This is a genomic window from Pseudoalteromonas sp. 0802, from assembly GCF_013350085.1.
Lineage (GTDB): Bacteria > Pseudomonadota > Gammaproteobacteria > Enterobacterales > Alteromonadaceae > Pseudoalteromonas.
In genome coordinates this window covers 62491-80831 of the sequence record NZ_JABVXE010000013.1, presented here as the reverse complement: position 1 = coordinate 80831, position 18341 = coordinate 62491, and the positions used below count along the sequence as shown (strand labels likewise).

Here is an 18341-nt window from a genome sequence, read left to right as displayed (position 1 = left end):
GATAGGCTTGCGAACAATGGTTAACCCACTGATTGATGAGATTTTTTACCTTCTTTTGGAACAGCCTATTTGGAAGGTTCATACGCTTGCCAGCGCACTTAGTGAATCAGGAAAAATAGAGCAATTAGACAATGAGCCACAAAAAGATCTGTTTAAACGCAACTTTTTAGTTATGAATGGTCTTTATCAACTACAAGCACAACTTGCACCTGAGCAACAGCTACAGATTGCGTCACTTCACATTGAACTTGTTAGTAAGCAAACGGGTAACGCATTAGAAAGTCATGATCCACTACGGGATTACTATTTAGATTGGCAAAACTTTGATACAACGAGCGATGAAATAGATGCGTTATTAACTGATTTTTGGCAGCGTTTTTCGTCATTTAGCCCAAACAAGGGCATTCACTCATTACCTCAGCAGCAGCTATTAGAATTACAACAGGCGTGGCAGCTACCTACTGATTTTTCAGAAAAACAGTTACAAAAGCGTTGGCGACAACTGGCGCTAAAGCACCACCCAGACCGCCAAGGCTGTGCAATTGAGTTTAAGAAAATACAACTCGAATATGAGCAACTTAAAGCAAGCTGCTCATAACTCAACAATTTATCTGCTCAAACGTCGCGCACGGATCTTGCGCTTTTTAATATTACCTTCAGTCAATTTACGTAATGCAGGTTTTGCAGCAGCTCGCTCCACAGCAATAAAGGCAACATTATCAAGTACGTTAATTTTACCTACCTGATGACCGGCAATTCCCTCTTTACCAGTTAATGCACCTAAAATATCACCAGCACGAATTTTTTGCTTCTTGCCAGCATCAATCATAATGGTTGCCATGGTTGGCTTATAAGCGGGTTTTTCTAGTAAGCTAAATGGCGGAATTGGTTCAGGGTCAAAGTCGCGCTCGTAGTGGTCGCCAATTTGTGCCACTTTAAATTGCTCAGCTTCACCATAAATAGAACATGCAATACCCTTTTTACCTGCTCGACCAGTACGACCAACACGGTGTACATGGGTTTGAGGGTCATGCGCTAGATGGTAGTTCACTACCATGTCCATGTCGTTGATATCTAAGCCGCGTGCGGCAACATCCGTTGCAACAAGAATACAGGCGCTTTTATTAGCAAAGCGGATTAAAGTACGCTCACGTTCACGTTGGTCTAAATCACCGTGTAAGGCAACCGCACTAAACCCTTCTGCGTAAAGGTCATCACAAATCTGTTGTGTTTCAACCTTGGTGTTACAAAAAACCACACAGCTTTCTGGTTGGAACTTCAATAACAACAGTTTCAATGTATTAAAGCGCTGTTTGTTATTATCTAGCTTGTAAAAGTATTGCTTGATTGTGCTTTTTGTTTGCTCTTCTTCTACCTTAATCATTTCTGGGTTGCTAAGCACTCGCTCAGCTATCGCAGCAATTGATTTTGGATAAGTCGCACTAAACAATAATGTTTGGCGTTGGTTAGGAATGCACTCAACAATAGCATCAAGGGTATCTTGGAAGCCCATATCTAGCATTTGATCAGCTTCGTCTAACACTAGGGTCTCAACATCATCTAAGCGCAAGGTGCCTTTGCGAATATGGTCATCAACACGACCAGGCGTGCCAACAATGATATGCGCACCATGTTCTAATGAGCCAATTTGTGGACCAATAGACACCCCACCACATAAGGTTAAAACTTTAATATTGTGAATACCACGGGCAAGCTTACGAACTTCTTCAGCTACCTGCTCTGCTAACTCTCGGGTTGGACATAATATGAGAGACTGAATACGAAAGCGTTTCACATTTAACTTAGCCAGCACACCCAAACCAAATGCAGCCGTTTTACCCGAACCCGTTTTGGCTTGGGCAATAATATCTTTGCCTTGCAAGATCACTGGCAAACTTTGCGCTTGCACTGGCGTCATTTGCGTATAACCTAAAGTTGATAAGTTATCGGTTAACTCTCGCGGCAAAGCCAAAGATGAAAAAGCAGTAGCAGTCACAGTAATATTCCAAACTTGATAATTGAGGGACATCCTCGAAGATGCTGTGGATCATAGCAGAGAATGTGCTGTTTCTCTAAACGAAAACACTGTTCAGCATATTTAATTCATATTTGCTTACAGTTTGCTGCTTTCTAACTCTCTGCATTTGTTCTAGTTTATTGATAGCAACCTTCAGGAAGAAACTATGCTTCTATTTAATACCGCTGCAGCTGATGTTTTCTATAAAAAACAAAAAACGTGCCCTCACTGTCATAGTGAACATTATTCTTTAAGCAATCACAGTAAAGTTTTGCGCTTTACTATTTTGCCCATCATGCCACTTTCTATTAATTATCAAAGACAATGTGATGACTGTGGCTATGTTACTCCTGCACCTTGGTATTCATTGCCCGCCTTAGAGTTAGCGTCGTTTATAAAATACTTTATTGGCCTATTCATTATCGTTTACCTATTAACAAATGCATTAATCGGTGCGAATGAACAAACTGAAAATGAGCAAAATTACTTAAACGAGCCAAAGTTATTTGATACCTATTTTGTCTATTCAGATAAATTTACTGGCAAACCAAAACGTATTAACAACTTAAAAGTAGCTCAGCTCGTTGAATTTGATGACAAGAACATGACTTTTAGAGTTGCTAACTACACTTACAAGTACAATAAAGACATCGAAATTGCCATGCGTACCAGCATGCTAGTTCAAGATGATTACTTTTCTAGTAAAACCCTGACTTTCAGTAAGTCACAAATAAAGCAGCTTTATGATGAAGGCAGCATTTATAAAATTATGCGACCTGAGCTTTATAGTTTATTTGGTGGTTTTGTTATGCACCCGCCTAGACCTAAGCCTTTATATACGGGCGTTAAGCTCGATAAACATAATCAGGAAGGGATTACTTACTTCAAAGATGGCCTATACGAGGAAGCGTTGAAAAGTTTTACGCTGTCTGCGGAAGATGGTTATGCATGGGGGCAATTAAACTTGGGTCAGATGTATCGTGATGGCCAAGGGACAGAAGTGAATAACGAAAAAGCAGCTTACTGGCTCAACAAAGCTACCTTACAAGGGAATCCTAAAGCAAAGATTGAGCTCGCAGAGCTATGCTTGAGTTACGATTGTAGTAAATTGAATACTCAATAATCTATTACCCATAAATATCACACATAAGAAACCAGCCTAACAATATGGTTCTCACTATTTACTTTATGTTTGTTATGTTATAACATTTTTGCACTGACGTAGTATTTATACTCTTTTAAAGCCGAGTTACTCTCCCTGCTCTGCTTTTGAGATTACGCAGCCTGATGAAAGAATCATCTTTTGAGTTTGTATAACTTGAAGGAAGACCTTGCACACTAGCACGCTTACGTTCCCGTGCTAAATCCTTGCCGGCGAGCTTGCTCGCCGGCACTTTTCTTTTAAAGCTTTAAATGATCATCTAAGAAAGCCAATACTTTTTTATAGTAAAGAGTGCGGTGCTCTTCTTTATAAAAACCGTGGCCTTCATCATCTAGAATAGTGATTTCATATGGATGCTTAGCTTTTTTCAACGCTGCTTCTAATGATTCTGCTTGCTCAATTGGCGCACGTTCATCTTCACCACCATGCACAATAAGCACAGGAGCTTTTAGCTTATCGACATTATAAGCAGGTGAGAATGCTTTTAACTCGGCTTCATCTGTACCAATCACTGTTTTTAGGAAATTAACACCATAGCTTCGGGCTTGCGTGTCACCTTCTTCATACATAAGAGGTAAGTCGTAAACCCCCATCAGGCCAATTGCACACTTGAACATATCCGGCTCGATAATCGCGCTTTGTAGTGCTGAGTAACCACCGAAGCTGGTTCCCATAATACAAATATTATCTTTATCAACTGTGCCGTCATTAATTAATAATTTCACACCATCAATAATGTCGTGTTGAATATTTTGTCCCCACTGGCGATAGCCTGCTTCTTGGAAGTTCATACCAAACCCTTCCGAGCCTCGAAAGTTAACCTTCAATACCGCCATACCTTTATTGGCTAACATTTGTACTTCTGGATCATAGCCCCAGTAATCACGTGCGATTGGGCCACCATGCGGCATAACAACTAGTGGTAAATTTTTCTCAGCTTTGCCATTTGGCACAGTTAAATAAGCAAGAATTGTTAAACCATCACGGCTTTTAAAACGCAGAGGTGTGGTTTGTGCCATATCATCTTGGTTGATCCAACCACGAGTAGAAAATAACACACGTAATTTGTTTGTGTTCGCATCATACAGATAATATTGCCCAGGGTTTATATCACTCGATGCGAAAATAATATTCTTAGTATCATCTTCTGTACTACTAACTAGCTGTACTTGACTGCCTGGCAGTGCACCCAATAAATCTTTAAGACGCTGTGATTTAGGCGAATTGCTATCAACGAACGCATAGTTTGGGTAGTCAGCCACTGTTTCTATGGCAAATAACTCTTTAGAGATTTCATCAACCCAAATATGCGACGGCGAAACATGCTTATCTTGAAAGATTTTCGTCACTTCTTTGGTTTTTAGGTTAATTTTAATAACGCTCTCAGCTTCTCCATCCTTTGATGCAGTGGCATATACAGACTCACCTGATTTATCAAATGCCTTTAATGTAATATCGGTGTAGTTAATACCTTTTAGATCAAGCTCTTTCCAAAAACCGCCTTCAGACTCTCGCACATGGACTGTCGCATTTAGGTAATCGTCACTTGATACAGCGATACGAACGTTACCATCATGGTCCGTTAGAAATTCACCCATAGGTGCTGGTGAACGAGTAATTAAAGTACGAAGGCCGCGATAAACATCGACTTCATATACAACGGTAGTTGGTTCATTGGTTGCAGTCCACGGGTAAGTGACAACCAAAACTTTTTTATCATCATGAAGTAGGGGATCTAAAAGGTATGACGTTCCTTGAACTGGTGTTTGCTTTTTTAACCGAGTACCAGTTTGCTGTTCACCATGATAACCAATTACGTATGCGCCACGGCTACCATCGACGTTCACAGCAAATAACTCACCATAATAAATAGGGGTATCTTGCCAACCTTTTAAATACTCTTTTTCAAGAATAACTCGTTCATTGTTAACCCAATGGTATTCGCCAACCTGTGCATTACCCGGAAAAGCAACCGCATGGGTTACTGCAAACTTGGTTGTATCAACAATGATGAGTGAATTTTTACCTTCGTGTTTTTTTATAGCTGCGACGTAGTTGCCATCAGGGGAGATAGTTACACGACTAAAGTCATTACCTTTACTAAAGTCTTCTACTGATAATTTTGCAGGTTTAGCGAAGCTGGTAAATGATAGCGTAAATAACGCTAGTCCCAGCACAAAAGTGAGATATCGAGACATGATTAACTCCATTTAACGATTTAATTGTTATTTTTAGCTGAGCAATAATAAAGCAAAGACCCTATATTTGCTACAAAAATTTAACAAAACAACCCAATAATGGATGCTATTTAGCGACGAATTTTGTGCCAAAGTTCAACCACTAACACAACGATAACCCCGGCAACAACGCCTAATAAACCATCAAATATAATCGGCGTAGCCAGCTCACCCGTTTTACCAACTAAATCCGTAACAAACTCAGTGCTACCTTGCTGGGCGTGATGTAAAACGGGGATCCCATGTACCAATATGCCTCCGCCAACTAAAAACATAGCAACCGTTCCTGCAAAGGCTAAAAAGCGCATTAACTTAGGTGCTGCAGCAAGTAAAAACTTACCTACTAGCTCTTTAAACTTACCGCCACTTTGCTGCGCTTTTTGCAGTAAATACAAACCAGCATCATCTAGTTTAACAATGCCTGCAACTAACCCATACACGCCAATGGTCATAATAATTGCTATTACACTAAGCACTAAAGCTTGATTCACCAGTGTTGCGCCAGCAACCGTGCCTAGCGTTATCACGATAATTTCTGCTGAGAGGATAAAATCAGTGCGGATCGCCCCTTTCACTTTTTGCTTTTCGTATTCTTGTAAGTCTTGTTGTTCAGCCAGAGTTTCATCTTCTTGTTGAGCATGACCAAGCAGCTTTTCGATAATTTTCTCTGCACCTTCAAAGCACAAAAACAGCCCGCCAACCATTAACAGCGGAGTAATTAACCAAGGCAACCAAACACTAATCAATAATGCTGCGGGCACTAAGATGGCTTTGTTAATAAACGAGCCTTTTGCCACAGCCCAAACCACAGGCAACTCTCTATCGGCAGTTACCCCTGTGACTTGCTGAGCATTAAGAGCCAAATCATCACCTAACACCCCTGCTGTTTTTTTTGTTGCGACTTTACTCATCGTCGCAATGTCGTCTAAAAGTGTTGTAATATCATCCAGTAAGGTTAGTAAATTAGTGCCTGCCATGGTGGTTCCTTGCCCATTAAATACACTATCAACATAACTTATCCTGCCATTTTCACCAACGGTTAATTTTTCTTTGTTAGGCTTATAGCTCATTCAAAAATAGAGGTGTTTCTATGATTAAACCACTTCTCTCAGGGCTCGCTTTAGTTACCTTGTGCGCGTGTGCTGAGCAAAGTGCACCGAGCAATTATCTGTGCGATGAAACCCTTAGCGCCAGTATTGTTGAATACAGTGATGAGGAAGCAAGACTGACATTTAAGGGCTCTGAATTTTTACTCAATCGCCAAGTAAGCGGCTCAGGGGTTAAATACAGTGCCGATAATGTGCTATTTTGGTCTAAAGGCGATGAAGCCATGCTGATTTTAAAAGGTAAAAAGTACCAATGTAGCTTAACTCAGTAATAGCAAAAGCTTTGCTTGCGAAATTAGCTTAATCAGTGGTTTTGAGTATAATAGCGACAGTTTATTCAGCGTTTAAGCGGCTATAATGAAATACAAAGATCTTCGCGAATTTATCGAGTTATTAGAACAAAAAGGTGAATTAAAACGGATCAAACAAGAAATTGATCCTTACCTTGAAATGACCGAAATTGCCGACCGTACTTTACGTGCCGAAGGCCCAGCTCTGTTATTCGAAAACCCTAAAGGCCACACTATTCCCGTTCTTGCCAACCTTTTTGGTACGCCTAAGCGTGTTGCAATGGGCATGGGGCAAGATGATGTTAGTGAACTACGCGAAGTTGGTAAGTTATTAGCTTTTCTAAAAGAGCCTGAGCCACCGAAAGGCATTAAAGAGGCACTAGGGCAAATCCCAGTATTCAAACAAGTACTGAATATGCCAGCTAAAGAAGTAAAAAAAGCGCCTTGTCAGCAAGTTATACTTGAAGGCGATGATGTTGACTTAACTAAGCTGCCTATCCAACATTGCTGGCCAGGTGATGCTGCTCCCTTGATCACATGGGGTCTAACGGTTACCAAAGGGCCTTATAAAAAGCGCCAAAATTTAGGCATTTACCGTCAACAGCTATTGGGTAAAAACAAAATTATTATGCGTTGGCTATCGCACCGCGGTGGCGCATTAGATTTTCGTGAATGGTGTAAAGAGCACCCAGGCGAACCTTACCCTGTATCAGTGGCATTAGGTGCCGATCCTGCGACTATCCTAGGCGCTGTAACACCAGTACCAGACACTCTAAGCGAATATGCATTTGCTGGTTTACTACGCGGTAGTAAGACTGAAGTTGTTAAATCGGTTTCAAATGACCTACAAGTGCCTGCTACCGCAGAGTTCGTACTTGAAGGTTATATTATGCCGGGTGAAACAGCACCAGAAGGCCCTTATGGCGATCACACAGGTTACTACAACGAAGTAGACGAGTTCCCGGTGATGACGGTGACTCACATTACACATCGTGAAAACCCAATTTATCACAGCACTTACACTGGCCGTCCACCTGATGAGCCAGCAGTACTCGGGGTTGCCTTAAACGAAGTATTCGTGCCAATTCTGCAAAAGCAATTTCCTGAAATTGTAGACTTTTATCTACCACCCGAAGGCTGTTCATACCGTATGGCAGTGGTCACGATGAAAAAACAATACCCGGGTCATGCTAAGCGCGTGATGATGGGGGTGTGGTCTTTCTTGCGTCAATTCATGTATACCAAGTTCGTGATTGTTTGCGATGATGATGTAAACGCACGCGATTGGAACGACGTGATCTGGGCCATTACCACGCGTATGGACCCTGCTCGCGATACGACGATGATCGAAAACACGCCAATTGATTATTTAGATTTTGCATCACCAGTTTCTGGCCTTGGCTCAAAAATGGGCATGGATGCAACCAATAAATGGCCAGGCGAAACAGATCGTGAATGGGGTGAACCCATTGTCATGGATCCAAAAATCAAAGAACGTGTTGATGAATTATGGGACAGCTTAGATATTCTCTAGGCTGTGTCTATGTTAAACTGCTCAAAATTTAACGGTTATGAGTGCGATTCATAACCGAATTTGCTTCTGTGCTTATAAAGGTAAACTATGCAAACACTACTCGCTGACGTTGTTGCGATCAGCCCGCTTACAGACCACGTACATAAGGTCATTTTGAAACCACAGCAACCTGTGTCATTCGAGGCAGGCCAATATATGCAACTAGTATTAGGCGAAAAAGATAAGCGTGCCTTTTCTATTGCAAGCCGCCCGTCGCAAACTGAACAGATTGAACTACACATTGGTGCCGCGGGTGCTGATTCGTATGCAATGCAAGCGCTTGACCATTTACGTCAAGCTCATACAGAGCAACAGCAAGTTAATGTTGAAGTGGGCTTAGGTGTATCACAGCTGCGAGTTGAGGGTGAGCGCCCAATTATTCTACTTGCTGGCGGTACAGGTTTTTCTTATGCCAAATCAATGGCTGATCACCTTGCTGAAATCGGCTGTGAGCGTCCTGTATTATTTTACTGGGGTGTACGTGAGCAAGCTGCACTTTATGCTCATGATGAAATGCAAGCATGGGCAAACAGCAACCCACATTTCCAATATATTCCTGTGGTTGAAAATGCACCGCAAAGCTGGACTGGCAAAACCGGTTACGTCCACAAGGCTGTTATGGAAGATATCGTGTCTTTAGAACCATACGATATATACATGGCAGGCCGCTTCGACATGATTGGCGTGGTTCGCGATGATTTTATTAATCATGGTGCGGTACGTGAGAACATGTACGCCGATGCATTTGCATTCATTAAATAACTAACTCATACCGGTTATTTTTAAGGCATCCAATTGGATGCCTTTTTTATTTGTTTTACCTATCGCCTTAATCCGTCTAAACGATTTCACAAACTGCATTTCCTTGACCATACTCTGATTAGAATAACGATGGGGAGAGACCCAAATGCTAAATACAAAAGTACAAGACTTTATGCAACGTAAGTTGCCACACATTACGCCTGAAACTGAAATGACCACCGCGATTAGCGAGCTGCAAAAGTTTAAATTACTAGGCGCACCTGTATTCGATGACAACAAAAGCCTAGTTGGCTTTATTTCTGAACAAGAGCTGCTGCAACCGCTCATGCAAAACAGTTATTTCTGTGATGGTGTAGTGAAGGTAAAACAGCTAATGCGCACCGATGTTGTCACGGTAAGTAGCGATCAAAACATCATAGAACTGGCAGATGGCATGCAAACTGGAAAGCCAAAAAACTACCCGGTTATCGAGGATGGTAAGGTTGTTGGCATGATCAGCCGGGGAGACGTGCTCAAGGCATTGTATGAAAACTATGTCTCATGCCAAGAGCACCAAGTGTAAGTTAGCTGCTTAACGATTAACAGCTAACTGTTTTAAAGCCGCTTTATCTGCATCGCTTAAATAAGCAATTTCAAGCGCATTAGCTTGCGCTTTTTCCATATCGGCTTGGCTTAAGCCTGCCGCAGGAGCTGCTACTTGATACTCATACGCTATTTCAATACCTTCAACTGCCGGATCATCAGTATTAATTGATGCCAAAATACCATGGTCTAAGAAGGTTTTTAACGGGTGTTTTGCAAGCTCAGCAACAGTACTGGTTTGAATGTTACTGGTTAAGCAAGACTCAATACCAATGCGCTTATCACGTAAGTAATCCATTAGCGCAGCATCTTCAATCGCTTTTACACCATGACCAATACGCGTTGCACCAAGCTCGTTAATTGCTTGCCAAATGCTTTCGCTACCTCGCGCTTCACCGGCATGAATAGTGGCAGCTAAGTATGCATCGTGAACTTGTTTAAAGTGATCAACAAATAACTCACCCGGGAAACCAATTTCATCGCCAGCTAAATCAACCGCCACTAAATCATTTTTAAAAGCAAGAAGCGCATCAAGCTCTTGCTGACAGATTTTGGTGCCATATGTACGCGACATGATGCCGATTAAGTTAGCTTTAATTGGTGCGTTATGACACGCACTTTTTACACCATCAACCACCGCTTCAACAACACCTTGCGGGTGTAGGCCTTGGCTTTGCGCCATATAATATGGGCTAAAACGAAGCTCAACGTAATCGAGGTTTTGGGCAATCGCATCTTCAACGTTTTCGATAGCAATACGACGACAAGCATCGTAATCACCCAATACTTTTACACCCCAATCTAGCTTTTGTAAAAACGCCACTAAATTTGGTTCAGGGTCGATAACCTGTACGTGCGGAATAAGCGCTTCAATGTTGTCAGCAGGTAATTCAAGATTAAACTGACGACCAAGCTCTAAGATCGTTTGTGGGCGAACATTACCATCTAGATGACGGTGAATATCAAGCAAAGGGAGTTTGTTATTGATCATAATTAGCACTCAGGTTCAGTAAATTTGCGCGGATCATACGTACCCACGGCGATATTTCAAGTTTAGATGATTTTATTTACTTTTTTGAGGTCAAATGTCTGCTTTAATGGCTGCTAGCATTATGCAAAAAATGCCACAAAGTTTTAAAAAGCTTATCTGCATCAATTGGTTTAGTTAAATAACCATTCATACCACTGGCTAAGCCTTTCTTAAGGTCATCATCGTGGGCATTTGCCGATAAGCCAATGATCGGTAAATCGGTGATCAGTAATTCATTACGAATAACCTTAGTCGCTTGTAAGCCATCCATATTCGGCATTTGAATATCCATGAGTACAAGGTCATAGCTTTTTTCACTGATCATCTTAATAGCCTCGTGGCCATCTTTAGCGATATCAGGTTGGCAGCCTTTAGTTTTTAAAATCGAACTCGCCACATGTTGATTCAATGGGTTATCTTCAACCAATAGAATTGCATCATCGGCAAATGAAACAGCAGTCACATCGATATCAGCTAACTCATCATCACTATGAATCACCTCTTCAAGAGGGGACTCAAATGGCAGCGAAATTGTAAACGTTGAACCTTGCCCCTCAGAGCTAGTTAGGCTTATCTCGCCTCCCATCATAACAATGAGTTTTTGGCAAATGCTTAAGCCTAAACCAGTCCCACCAAAACGACGAGAGGTTGAGCTATCAGCTTGTGAGAATGGTTTAAACAGACGCTGCTGGGCCTCTTTGCTAATGCCGATGCCTGTATCAATAACACTAAAATAAGTAAATTCACCCTGCTGCCAAATACGTAATGTAATCGTGCCTTCTTGAGTGAACTTCACCGCATTGTTTAACAAATTCAACAATACTTGTTTTAAACGAATTGGGTCGGTATGGATCAGCAGGTGTTCAGAAGCATCAAGCTCAACTCTAAATTCTAAAGAGCGAGAGTTAAGCTCAAACTGCAATAAGTTAGTCAGCTCACTAACCAACGCATTCACATCTATGGGTTCTTGATGTAGCTCCAATCGCCCCGCTTCTATTTTAGAAAAATCTAAAACATCATTTATCACCCGTAATAGTACATTCAGTGCACCATCGGCTTGATCAATATAACCACGCGCTTGTTGCCAGTCAGCCTCTTGCATTGCTAAATAATGCAAACCCTTAATACCATTAATAGGCGTGCGTATTTCATGGCTCATATTCGCCAAGAACTCACTTTTAATTTGACTGGCTTTATCGGCTTTTAATTTTTCTTCGCGAAGGCTTTGAGTTTGCTTTGCCACTTGCTGACGAATTTGAATATTAGTGCCAGTTACTGAAATCAAAAAAGTGATCAATAACCAAACAAACAGCATACCCACTATTTGCGCCAACCAATAAGGCAACCATGATGACTGTGTAACTGACTCCCATAGCTTTACCTGCCAAACACGCTCACCAATAATAAAATTAAAGCTCGCAATGGCCGCTGTACCAACACGGTGTGGACTGTAAATTTCGACAGGGTTACTGCCGTCAGTAACATCATAGAAGCTGGTATCAATCTCAGTGTTCTGATTAAAATTAAGTGTTTGTGCTAACACTTCTAAATTGAGCACGGCGACAACATAACCTCTAAACCCGACCTGATGATTAATGTCTGAATAAACTGGGTTGAAGAATAAAACGCCCTTTCCGTTATCATCACCTTGCATCAGGGTAATAGGCTCACTGACGGTAACATTTTTAATTAATCGAGAGTCTGTTAATGCTTTTTTGCGTAACTCGTTTGAGGCTAAATCAAAGCCCTGCGCAGGTTCGTTCCCTGCTAGTGGGTGAATATATTGTACCGGATAATACACTGCTCGCTTACTCACCGGCTGCCACTGGCCTGCAGCACTTTTTTCTTTCACGTAGTAATCTGCGCCGAGTTCATCACGCAGTAAGTTTTGATAATTATTTAATTGTGAGTGAATCACTTTAGGTGCCCACTCAAAGGCTAGAATTTCTTCGCTGTATTGTAGTTGCCTTGATGTGAAGCGCTTAAATTCATTCAAATCAACCATATCGCTACTAGCAAAAAAGGTCGCTAATAAAGATAAGTGCGACTTAATTTCATCGACTTTATGTTCAAGGTTCGTGTGAATAGCACTGACTTTAGCTTGCTGGCGCTGTAAGTCTTTGTCTTTTTTTACACTGGCTGCACCATAAAAGCTGACACAAATAACCACGTAAATTAATAGCGACGGCACAATGATTTGCAGCCGTTGGCGAGTATGATGGTAACTAAATGCCGCTAAAATTAATGGCGTGAAAATCAGCACTCCAATGCTGTCGCCAATCCACCATGCGATAAAATTATTAAGTGCCGCATAACTCGGAATAACATTATTAATGACTAATAAGCCGGTGCCAATTGATGCTGCAATCAAGCTACACAAAGGGCCGCCAATCATTAAACCAAGCATACTTTGCTTTAATGACGATAATTCAATCGGGCGTTTAACGACATGAATGATAATGTAATAGGCAAGCCAAGCTTGGAATGTAGATGCAGTTGTTACGCCAATTGCCTGCAGCATCATTTGCCAGTGAAAAATATCAGTGGCTTTATCAAGGTGAATAAGGTTTACAAAGAATGCCCCTAGCAGAACCCCTGGCAAGGCACGATTTCTAAGTAGCAAGATACTGGCAAGCGCAATACCTGAAGGCGGCCATGCTGCAACCGCATAGCCATCAATCGCCAGCAATGAATTACTTAAGTACCCTGTAAGAAAGTAAGCAAGTGCAATGCTTATTGTCAGTGTAAATAAGTTCTTCAAGCCATCGCTCCTTTGCTGGCTGGAGTAAAATTATTGATAGAGTACCAATGCTTTTTCTGGTTGGGCACTCTTACTGTAGCTTAGCACCGCTTGCTGCAAATAAGCATGGCGATTATCTGCATTAAGCGCTTTATCAAACACTCGCGCGGCTAAGTCGTATTCACCGTGAGCATTTGCTAAACATGCAAGGGCTAGTAATAAGTCTGTATTTTCGGTGTCTTTTTTTAATACATCCTGCAAACTTGATTGCAGCTTGAGTGCATCGCCAGCGCTACTAGTACGTAAAATACGTGCTAAATCTTTATGCTGTAGCGGTTTTTTGATCATTTTAATTAAGCTTAGCTCAATTTTGTTTAACTCACCTGCCTTCGCCATCGCCGTTAAATAGCTTACTTCTGCGTGTGGCTTCAAGTTTTTGGCTAATTGCTCATAACGCTCAGTTAAATCCCCGTTTGACTGAGCTGCAAAGTAACGGTCGAACAATTGTTGCCACTCTTGCTCAGAAAGAGCTTTTTTACGTAATAAACGTGGCATAAAGTCACTAAGTGCCGCCCACTTTTGCTCTTGCACTAAAACATGGGCATACATTTTGAGCTCTAAACGAGAGGCTTTTTTGCGTTCAGCTAACGCTTTAAGGTCAGCAAAAATAGTGCTGGTTTCGCCGCTAGCAATCCATAAATTAGCCACTTTCAGCTGCTTATCTTGGCTTATTTTATCAAGATAGCTAATCGCTTTTTCATTTTCATTATTCGCCAGTGCCGCTTTGGCAAGAAGCGCATAACGTATATCGCTCCACTTATCTGCAACACTACTGTTATCAAGTGCAAGCTCAAGCTCCGTATAATCGTTATTAATTAAGCTCCATACACCTTGCTCAATAGCTGCTTGTTTACGCTCTTCACTGCGCGCAAAGAAACCATGGCGTGTATGGCTATATAAAGATATTACGTAACGGCAAAGCTTATAAAGTAAAAACAGTGCAGCGAATGCTAATATTAAAAGTGCAGTAACGCCCCAAATAGTCCCTTCAATGGTCGTTTTATTAAAGGCAATTAAGACATAACCCTTTTGATCTATAAAAAAAGGGGCAATCCCTAAGCAGACTGCTATTGCAATAATGATTAATAAAAAGCGGATCATTGTGCCCACTCCTTCACCTGCTCAGTACTTTGTAGTGACACTTTTGGACTAAAATCGAGCTGCTCTTTAGAAAGCTCAGCAAGGCTTTTTAAAGCCGCTTTTGTTTGCGCATCATCTTGTTTAAAGTAATCTTTTACCAAGCTATGAGCAGCATCAACAGCACTAAAATACACACTACTTTGTTTACTTAATACCGCATCTTGCGCTTGAGCTAAGTATAAACTTAAGCGCTGTTTTACTAGGTGACGCTCTTGCTCACTTAAAAATGGTGCAATAACCATATCTTCACGTGTACGCACTTCTACAAAGAAGTCTTTAAACTGCTGCCACGACTTCGCAAGGTTTTGACGCCACTCACTGACATTTTCACTTAATTGATTTGGGTCTTCTTTGACGACCTCTTCAGGAAGTGAAATAGCATTAAATACCAGTTCATCAACTTTTTGATTAATGCCATGCAGTTTTAAGTAAATTGCTTCAACAGCCACAGGTTCTATGGCATTCAAGGTTTGTAAATCTTGGTGAATTGCTTGGCGAATAGCGCCTGTACCCGGGTGTTCTGCAAGTAAGCTATCTAAGCGAGATAGCACAGCAGCAGCCCCCTGGTAATCATGCTCTGCCCACAATTTAAATTCGGCCATACGCTGCAGGCTTGTGACTTCTTGCGGGTTAAGCGTGAAAGTTTGCTGCTCGGCGCGCTTTAAAGCCGCTTGTAATTGCTGCTGTGTTTGCTCTGCACTTTCATTTAGTGCATCAGTGACCTTTTGTTCACTGTTATAAAGCGAGTGCTGCATTGTTTGTTGGGCACTTTTTAATGCATCAATTTGCTGCTGTAAGCGTAGGTTTTCATCTGTCAGCTCAGTCAATGCCACAGCCGATTGCTGATCGCTATTTAATTTTAGATAAAACTCATAGCCAACTGCACCAGCCACTAAAAGTGAAATAAGTAACGCTAAGCTACCTGTTTTGCTTATGCCTCTTTTAGCTTGTACAGGCGCCTTCGCCCCAGTATTTGCCGTTTGCGCTTTTTTCTCTGGCTGTGCGGTCACTGGCTTTGCGGGTTGTTTTGATTCTGCTTCACTCATTTTGCTACCTTGCTGATTAATGCAGGTGAACATAGCGCTGTCGCTCGCCCCTGCAGCAATATGTATCTGTGTTCTTGCGACATTTTGTTGCTTTAAATAATCAGCGATACGCTCACTGGCAACGAAAAATTGTCGCTCTTTCAACCATGCAAGCTGAGGCTCATTTAGGCCATTAAAAATGGCATCCACCGCTGCATTACTGGTAATGACTATACCTTCTACATCAATTGTTTGCCAGTGGTCCATCCACTTGCCCGGTTCGCTCTCAATTGCGCTCCGCTTGTAAACAACCAACTGATTTAATAAAGCACCACGTTGTTTTAAGGTTTTCGCTATGGTCGTGCGCCCACCTTCACCTTTCACTAAAACGATGTTACTTAGTTCAACATCTTGTAGTGTTTTTAATTCAAGCAGACCTTCTGAATCATGCTGTTTGGGCACTGCGGCTCGTCGCCCAAAGGCTTCATAAACCGCATCAGCAGTTTGCTGACCGACCGCATAAAGTTGCGCTGCTTTGTTGATGGTTGGTGTGAGTTTTAACAAGGCATGCACGGCATCTTGCGAGATAAAAATGATTTTATCGGCATTTTCTAGCGGCGCGAGCTCACTACTATTTACTGTGAGGTAATCTAAGGTAAGAACTGGACACAGGGTTGTTTGATAACCCGCCTGCTGAAGCTCAAGAGCAAGCTCAGTGCCTTTTCCTTCTGGACGAGTTATCAAAATATGCATATTAAGCGTCTCTATATACTTCAGCTAAAATTTTATCAGCACCTTGCTCAAGTAGCTTTTCAGCAAGTGTAATACCTAACTGCTCTGCGTCAGCCACTGGGCCTGTCACTTCATCACGTAGCATTTGGCTGCCATCAATAGCGCCCACTAAACCACGTAAATGTACTTGCTCACCATCAACCAATGCAAATGCACCAATTGGCACTTGGCAACCACCTTCTAAACGGCGATTCATAGCGCGCTCAGCATTAACACGAATACGTGTTTCATTATGTTCGAGTGGCGCTAACAGTGCTTTTGTCACTTCATCATCAATACGGCACTCAATACCTACAGCACCTTGACCATTTGCAGGTAATGATACTTCAGGTTCGATAAAGGCAGTGATGCGCTCTGGCATTTCTAAACGGATGAGACCCGCTGCAGCTAGAATGATTGCATCATATTGGCCATCATCTAGTTTTGCTAAACGTGTATTAACATTACCGCGTAAATCACGGATGTCTAAATCAGGGCGCGCTTCGCGAATTTGGCATTGGCGGCGTAGGCTTGATGTACCAACAATAGCACCTTGTGGTAACTCATCTAAACTTTTGTAGTTGTTTGATACAAATGCATCGCGCGGGTCTTCACGCTCACAAATTGTGTGTAACGCTAAACCTTCAGGAAACTCAACAGGCACATCTTTCATTGAATGCACCGCAATATCTGCACGGCCATCTAGCATGGCTTGCTCAAGCTCTTTTACGAATAAGCCTTTACCACCAATCTTTGCCAGTGGCGTATCAAGGATAATATCGCCTTGTGTCGACATAGGAACCAACTCTACCGTTACGTCGTCATGGAAGTGCTCTAGTTGAGCTTTTACAAATTCAGCCTGCCATAAAGCAAGTGCACTTTTACGGGTAGCGATACGAACTAGTTTTGTTGTCTGTGTCATGAAAAATCCAATTATTTATCCGGCTGATACTAAATATTACTCAGCTAAAATTCTAAATTCTTTTTGGGCCAGTAAGTTGCCATCTGCGTCAATAACTTCAACACGCCAGTCACCCAGTTGTTCTGGCATAATGTTTTTCGTTGAATAAGTACGAAAACGTGGACTACTTACGGCCAATTCAATCGAAGCAAGCTGTTGACCTTGGTAATACCATTGGTGACGAACAGTTTGCCCTTGCATATTTCTAAGCTCGCTAAAAAAGCTCAGGCTATTGCTTATTTGCGCTAATTTTACATCGTTTTTTAAAACGTTTACTGGTTCTCGATCAACAACATCGGTTGTTAATACCGCGCGGCTTACTTTGTCTGTGTCTATTTTAGCGCCAATTGCGACACTGGCAATATGCGCTGACTGCGAAAACTGCTGCTGAGCATCAGGGGCTGCAGCAATCTCTACTTGCTGTTCAGTTTGTGGTGGCTCTTCATCAAGAGTGACCGCTGATGTTTCCGGTTGTTGCTCGTCAACAACCTCTTCACTGTCGATCTCAACCTCTACTGTCGTAACCTCAGGTTCAACAATGTTTGAGCTCACAACCTCTGCTTTAGCCGTTTCTGTGCTATCAGCCAGCGGTGTTTGCTCATTAATTGACGAAGCATCGACTTCTTTTGGCTCTTCTTGCTCAGCGTCATTTAAAGGGGCTTGTAATTCAGCATTTGTAAACTCTGCTTGCGGTTCATCTTGCGGAGATTGCTCAGCATTTACAGCACCAATAAAGCTATACACTAATATAGCCAGCGCAACTAAGATAACACTGCTGACCATAAAAATGCGTCGCCAATGCCATTGATAAGTCACTGCTGTGGGAGTTGAACCTGCCGATTCAACGGCATTCATATTTGCTGTAATTACAAGTTTCTTTGTCAT

At 41.9% G+C, this 18341-nt stretch carries 15 protein-coding genes; 6 read left to right on the top strand and 9 right to left on the bottom strand.

Features of this window, described 5'->3' with window-relative positions; translation table 11 throughout:
* The first annotated feature begins 16 nt into the window (after positions 1–16).
* Positions 17–598 carry a DNA-J related domain-containing protein gene (locus HUS61_RS16370; RefSeq protein WP_175083170.1) on the top strand — a complete coding sequence of 194 codons (582 nt, stop codon included), beginning with the start codon at positions 17–19 and terminating at the stop codon, positions 596–598.
* Between the two features lie 9 nt (positions 599–607).
* On the opposite strand, the gene dbpA is transcribed toward HUS61_RS16370, so the two are convergent.
* Positions 608–1996: an ATP-dependent RNA helicase DbpA gene (gene dbpA / locus HUS61_RS16365; RefSeq protein WP_175083169.1), complete on the bottom strand. Its 1389-nt coding sequence runs from the start codon at positions 1994–1996 to the stop codon at positions 608–610.
* A 187-nt stretch (positions 1997–2183) separates the two neighbouring features.
* Here dbpA and HUS61_RS16360 point away from each other — a divergent pair, with 187 nt between their 5' ends.
* Complete coding sequence (locus HUS61_RS16360) at positions 2184–3140, top strand: tetratricopeptide repeat protein (RefSeq protein WP_055199235.1); 957 nt, start codon at positions 2184–2186, stop codon at positions 3138–3140.
* 278 nt (positions 3141–3418) lie between these two features.
* On the opposite strand, the gene HUS61_RS16355 is transcribed toward HUS61_RS16360, so the two are convergent.
* Entirely contained in the window at positions 3419–5377 is a 1959-nt protein-coding gene (locus HUS61_RS16355; protein ID WP_175083168.1) for a S9 family peptidase, read from the bottom strand.
* A 110-nt stretch (positions 5378–5487) separates the two neighbouring features.
* On the bottom strand, positions 5488–6393 hold the full coding sequence (locus tag HUS61_RS16350; RefSeq protein ID WP_175083167.1) for a DUF808 domain-containing protein: 906 nt from the start codon (positions 6391–6393) through the stop codon (positions 5488–5490).
* A 113-nt stretch (positions 6394–6506) separates the two neighbouring features.
* Here HUS61_RS16350 and HUS61_RS16345 point away from each other — a divergent pair, with 113 nt between their 5' ends.
* The 4 genes from HUS61_RS16345 (at position 6507) to HUS61_RS16330 (ending at position 9709) form a co-directional block, all read left to right on the top strand.
* Positions 6507–6794 (top strand): MliC family protein, encoded by a 288-nt coding sequence (locus HUS61_RS16345; protein WP_175083166.1) that lies wholly within the window; start codon positions 6507–6509, stop codon positions 6792–6794.
* An 85-nt stretch (positions 6795–6879) separates the two neighbouring features.
* Positions 6880–8346, top strand: a complete 1467-nt coding sequence (ubiD, locus tag HUS61_RS16340) for a 4-hydroxy-3-polyprenylbenzoate decarboxylase (RefSeq protein WP_054554671.1) — start codon at positions 6880–6882, stop codon at positions 8344–8346.
* An 87-nt stretch (positions 8347–8433) separates the two neighbouring features.
* Positions 8434–9147 (top strand): NAD(P)H-flavin reductase, encoded by a 714-nt coding sequence (gene fre, locus HUS61_RS16335; RefSeq protein ID WP_058585406.1) that lies wholly within the window; start codon positions 8434–8436, stop codon positions 9145–9147.
* Between the two features lie 145 nt (positions 9148–9292).
* Entirely contained in the window at positions 9293–9709 is a 417-nt protein-coding gene (locus HUS61_RS16330) for a CBS domain-containing protein (RefSeq protein WP_054563674.1), read from the top strand.
* Between the two features lie 9 nt (positions 9710–9718).
* Here the strand turns inward: HUS61_RS16330 and add are convergent, their stop codons facing one another.
* The 6 genes from add to HUS61_RS16300 form a co-directional block, all read right to left on the bottom strand.
* Entirely contained in the window at positions 9719–10720 is a 1002-nt protein-coding gene (add, locus tag HUS61_RS16325) for an adenosine deaminase (RefSeq protein ID WP_175083165.1), read from the bottom strand.
* Between the two features lie 103 nt (positions 10721–10823).
* Positions 10824–13520: a CHASE domain-containing protein gene (locus tag HUS61_RS16320; protein WP_175083164.1), complete on the bottom strand. Its 2697-nt coding sequence runs from the start codon at positions 13518–13520 to the stop codon at positions 10824–10826.
* 30 nt (positions 13521–13550) lie between these two features.
* The gene (locus HUS61_RS16315; RefSeq protein WP_175083163.1) at positions 13551–14660 is read right to left on the bottom strand and encodes a heme biosynthesis protein HemY; all 1110 of its coding nucleotides are present in this window, start codon (positions 14658–14660) and stop codon (positions 13551–13553) included.
* Entirely contained in the window at positions 14657–16477 is a 1821-nt protein-coding gene (locus HUS61_RS16310; RefSeq protein ID WP_175083162.1) for a uroporphyrinogen-III synthase, read from the bottom strand. The genes HUS61_RS16315 and HUS61_RS16310 overlap by 4 nt, the downstream gene beginning before the upstream one ends.
* Before the next feature lies 1 nt (position 16478).
* On the bottom strand, positions 16479–17417 hold the full coding sequence (gene hemC, locus HUS61_RS16305; protein ID WP_054554664.1) for a hydroxymethylbilane synthase: 939 nt from the start codon (positions 17415–17417) through the stop codon (positions 16479–16481).
* A 36-nt stretch (positions 17418–17453) separates the two neighbouring features.
* Positions 17454–18341: a DUF2914 domain-containing protein gene (locus HUS61_RS16300; RefSeq protein ID WP_175083161.1), complete on the bottom strand. Its 888-nt coding sequence runs from the start codon at positions 18339–18341 to the stop codon at positions 17454–17456.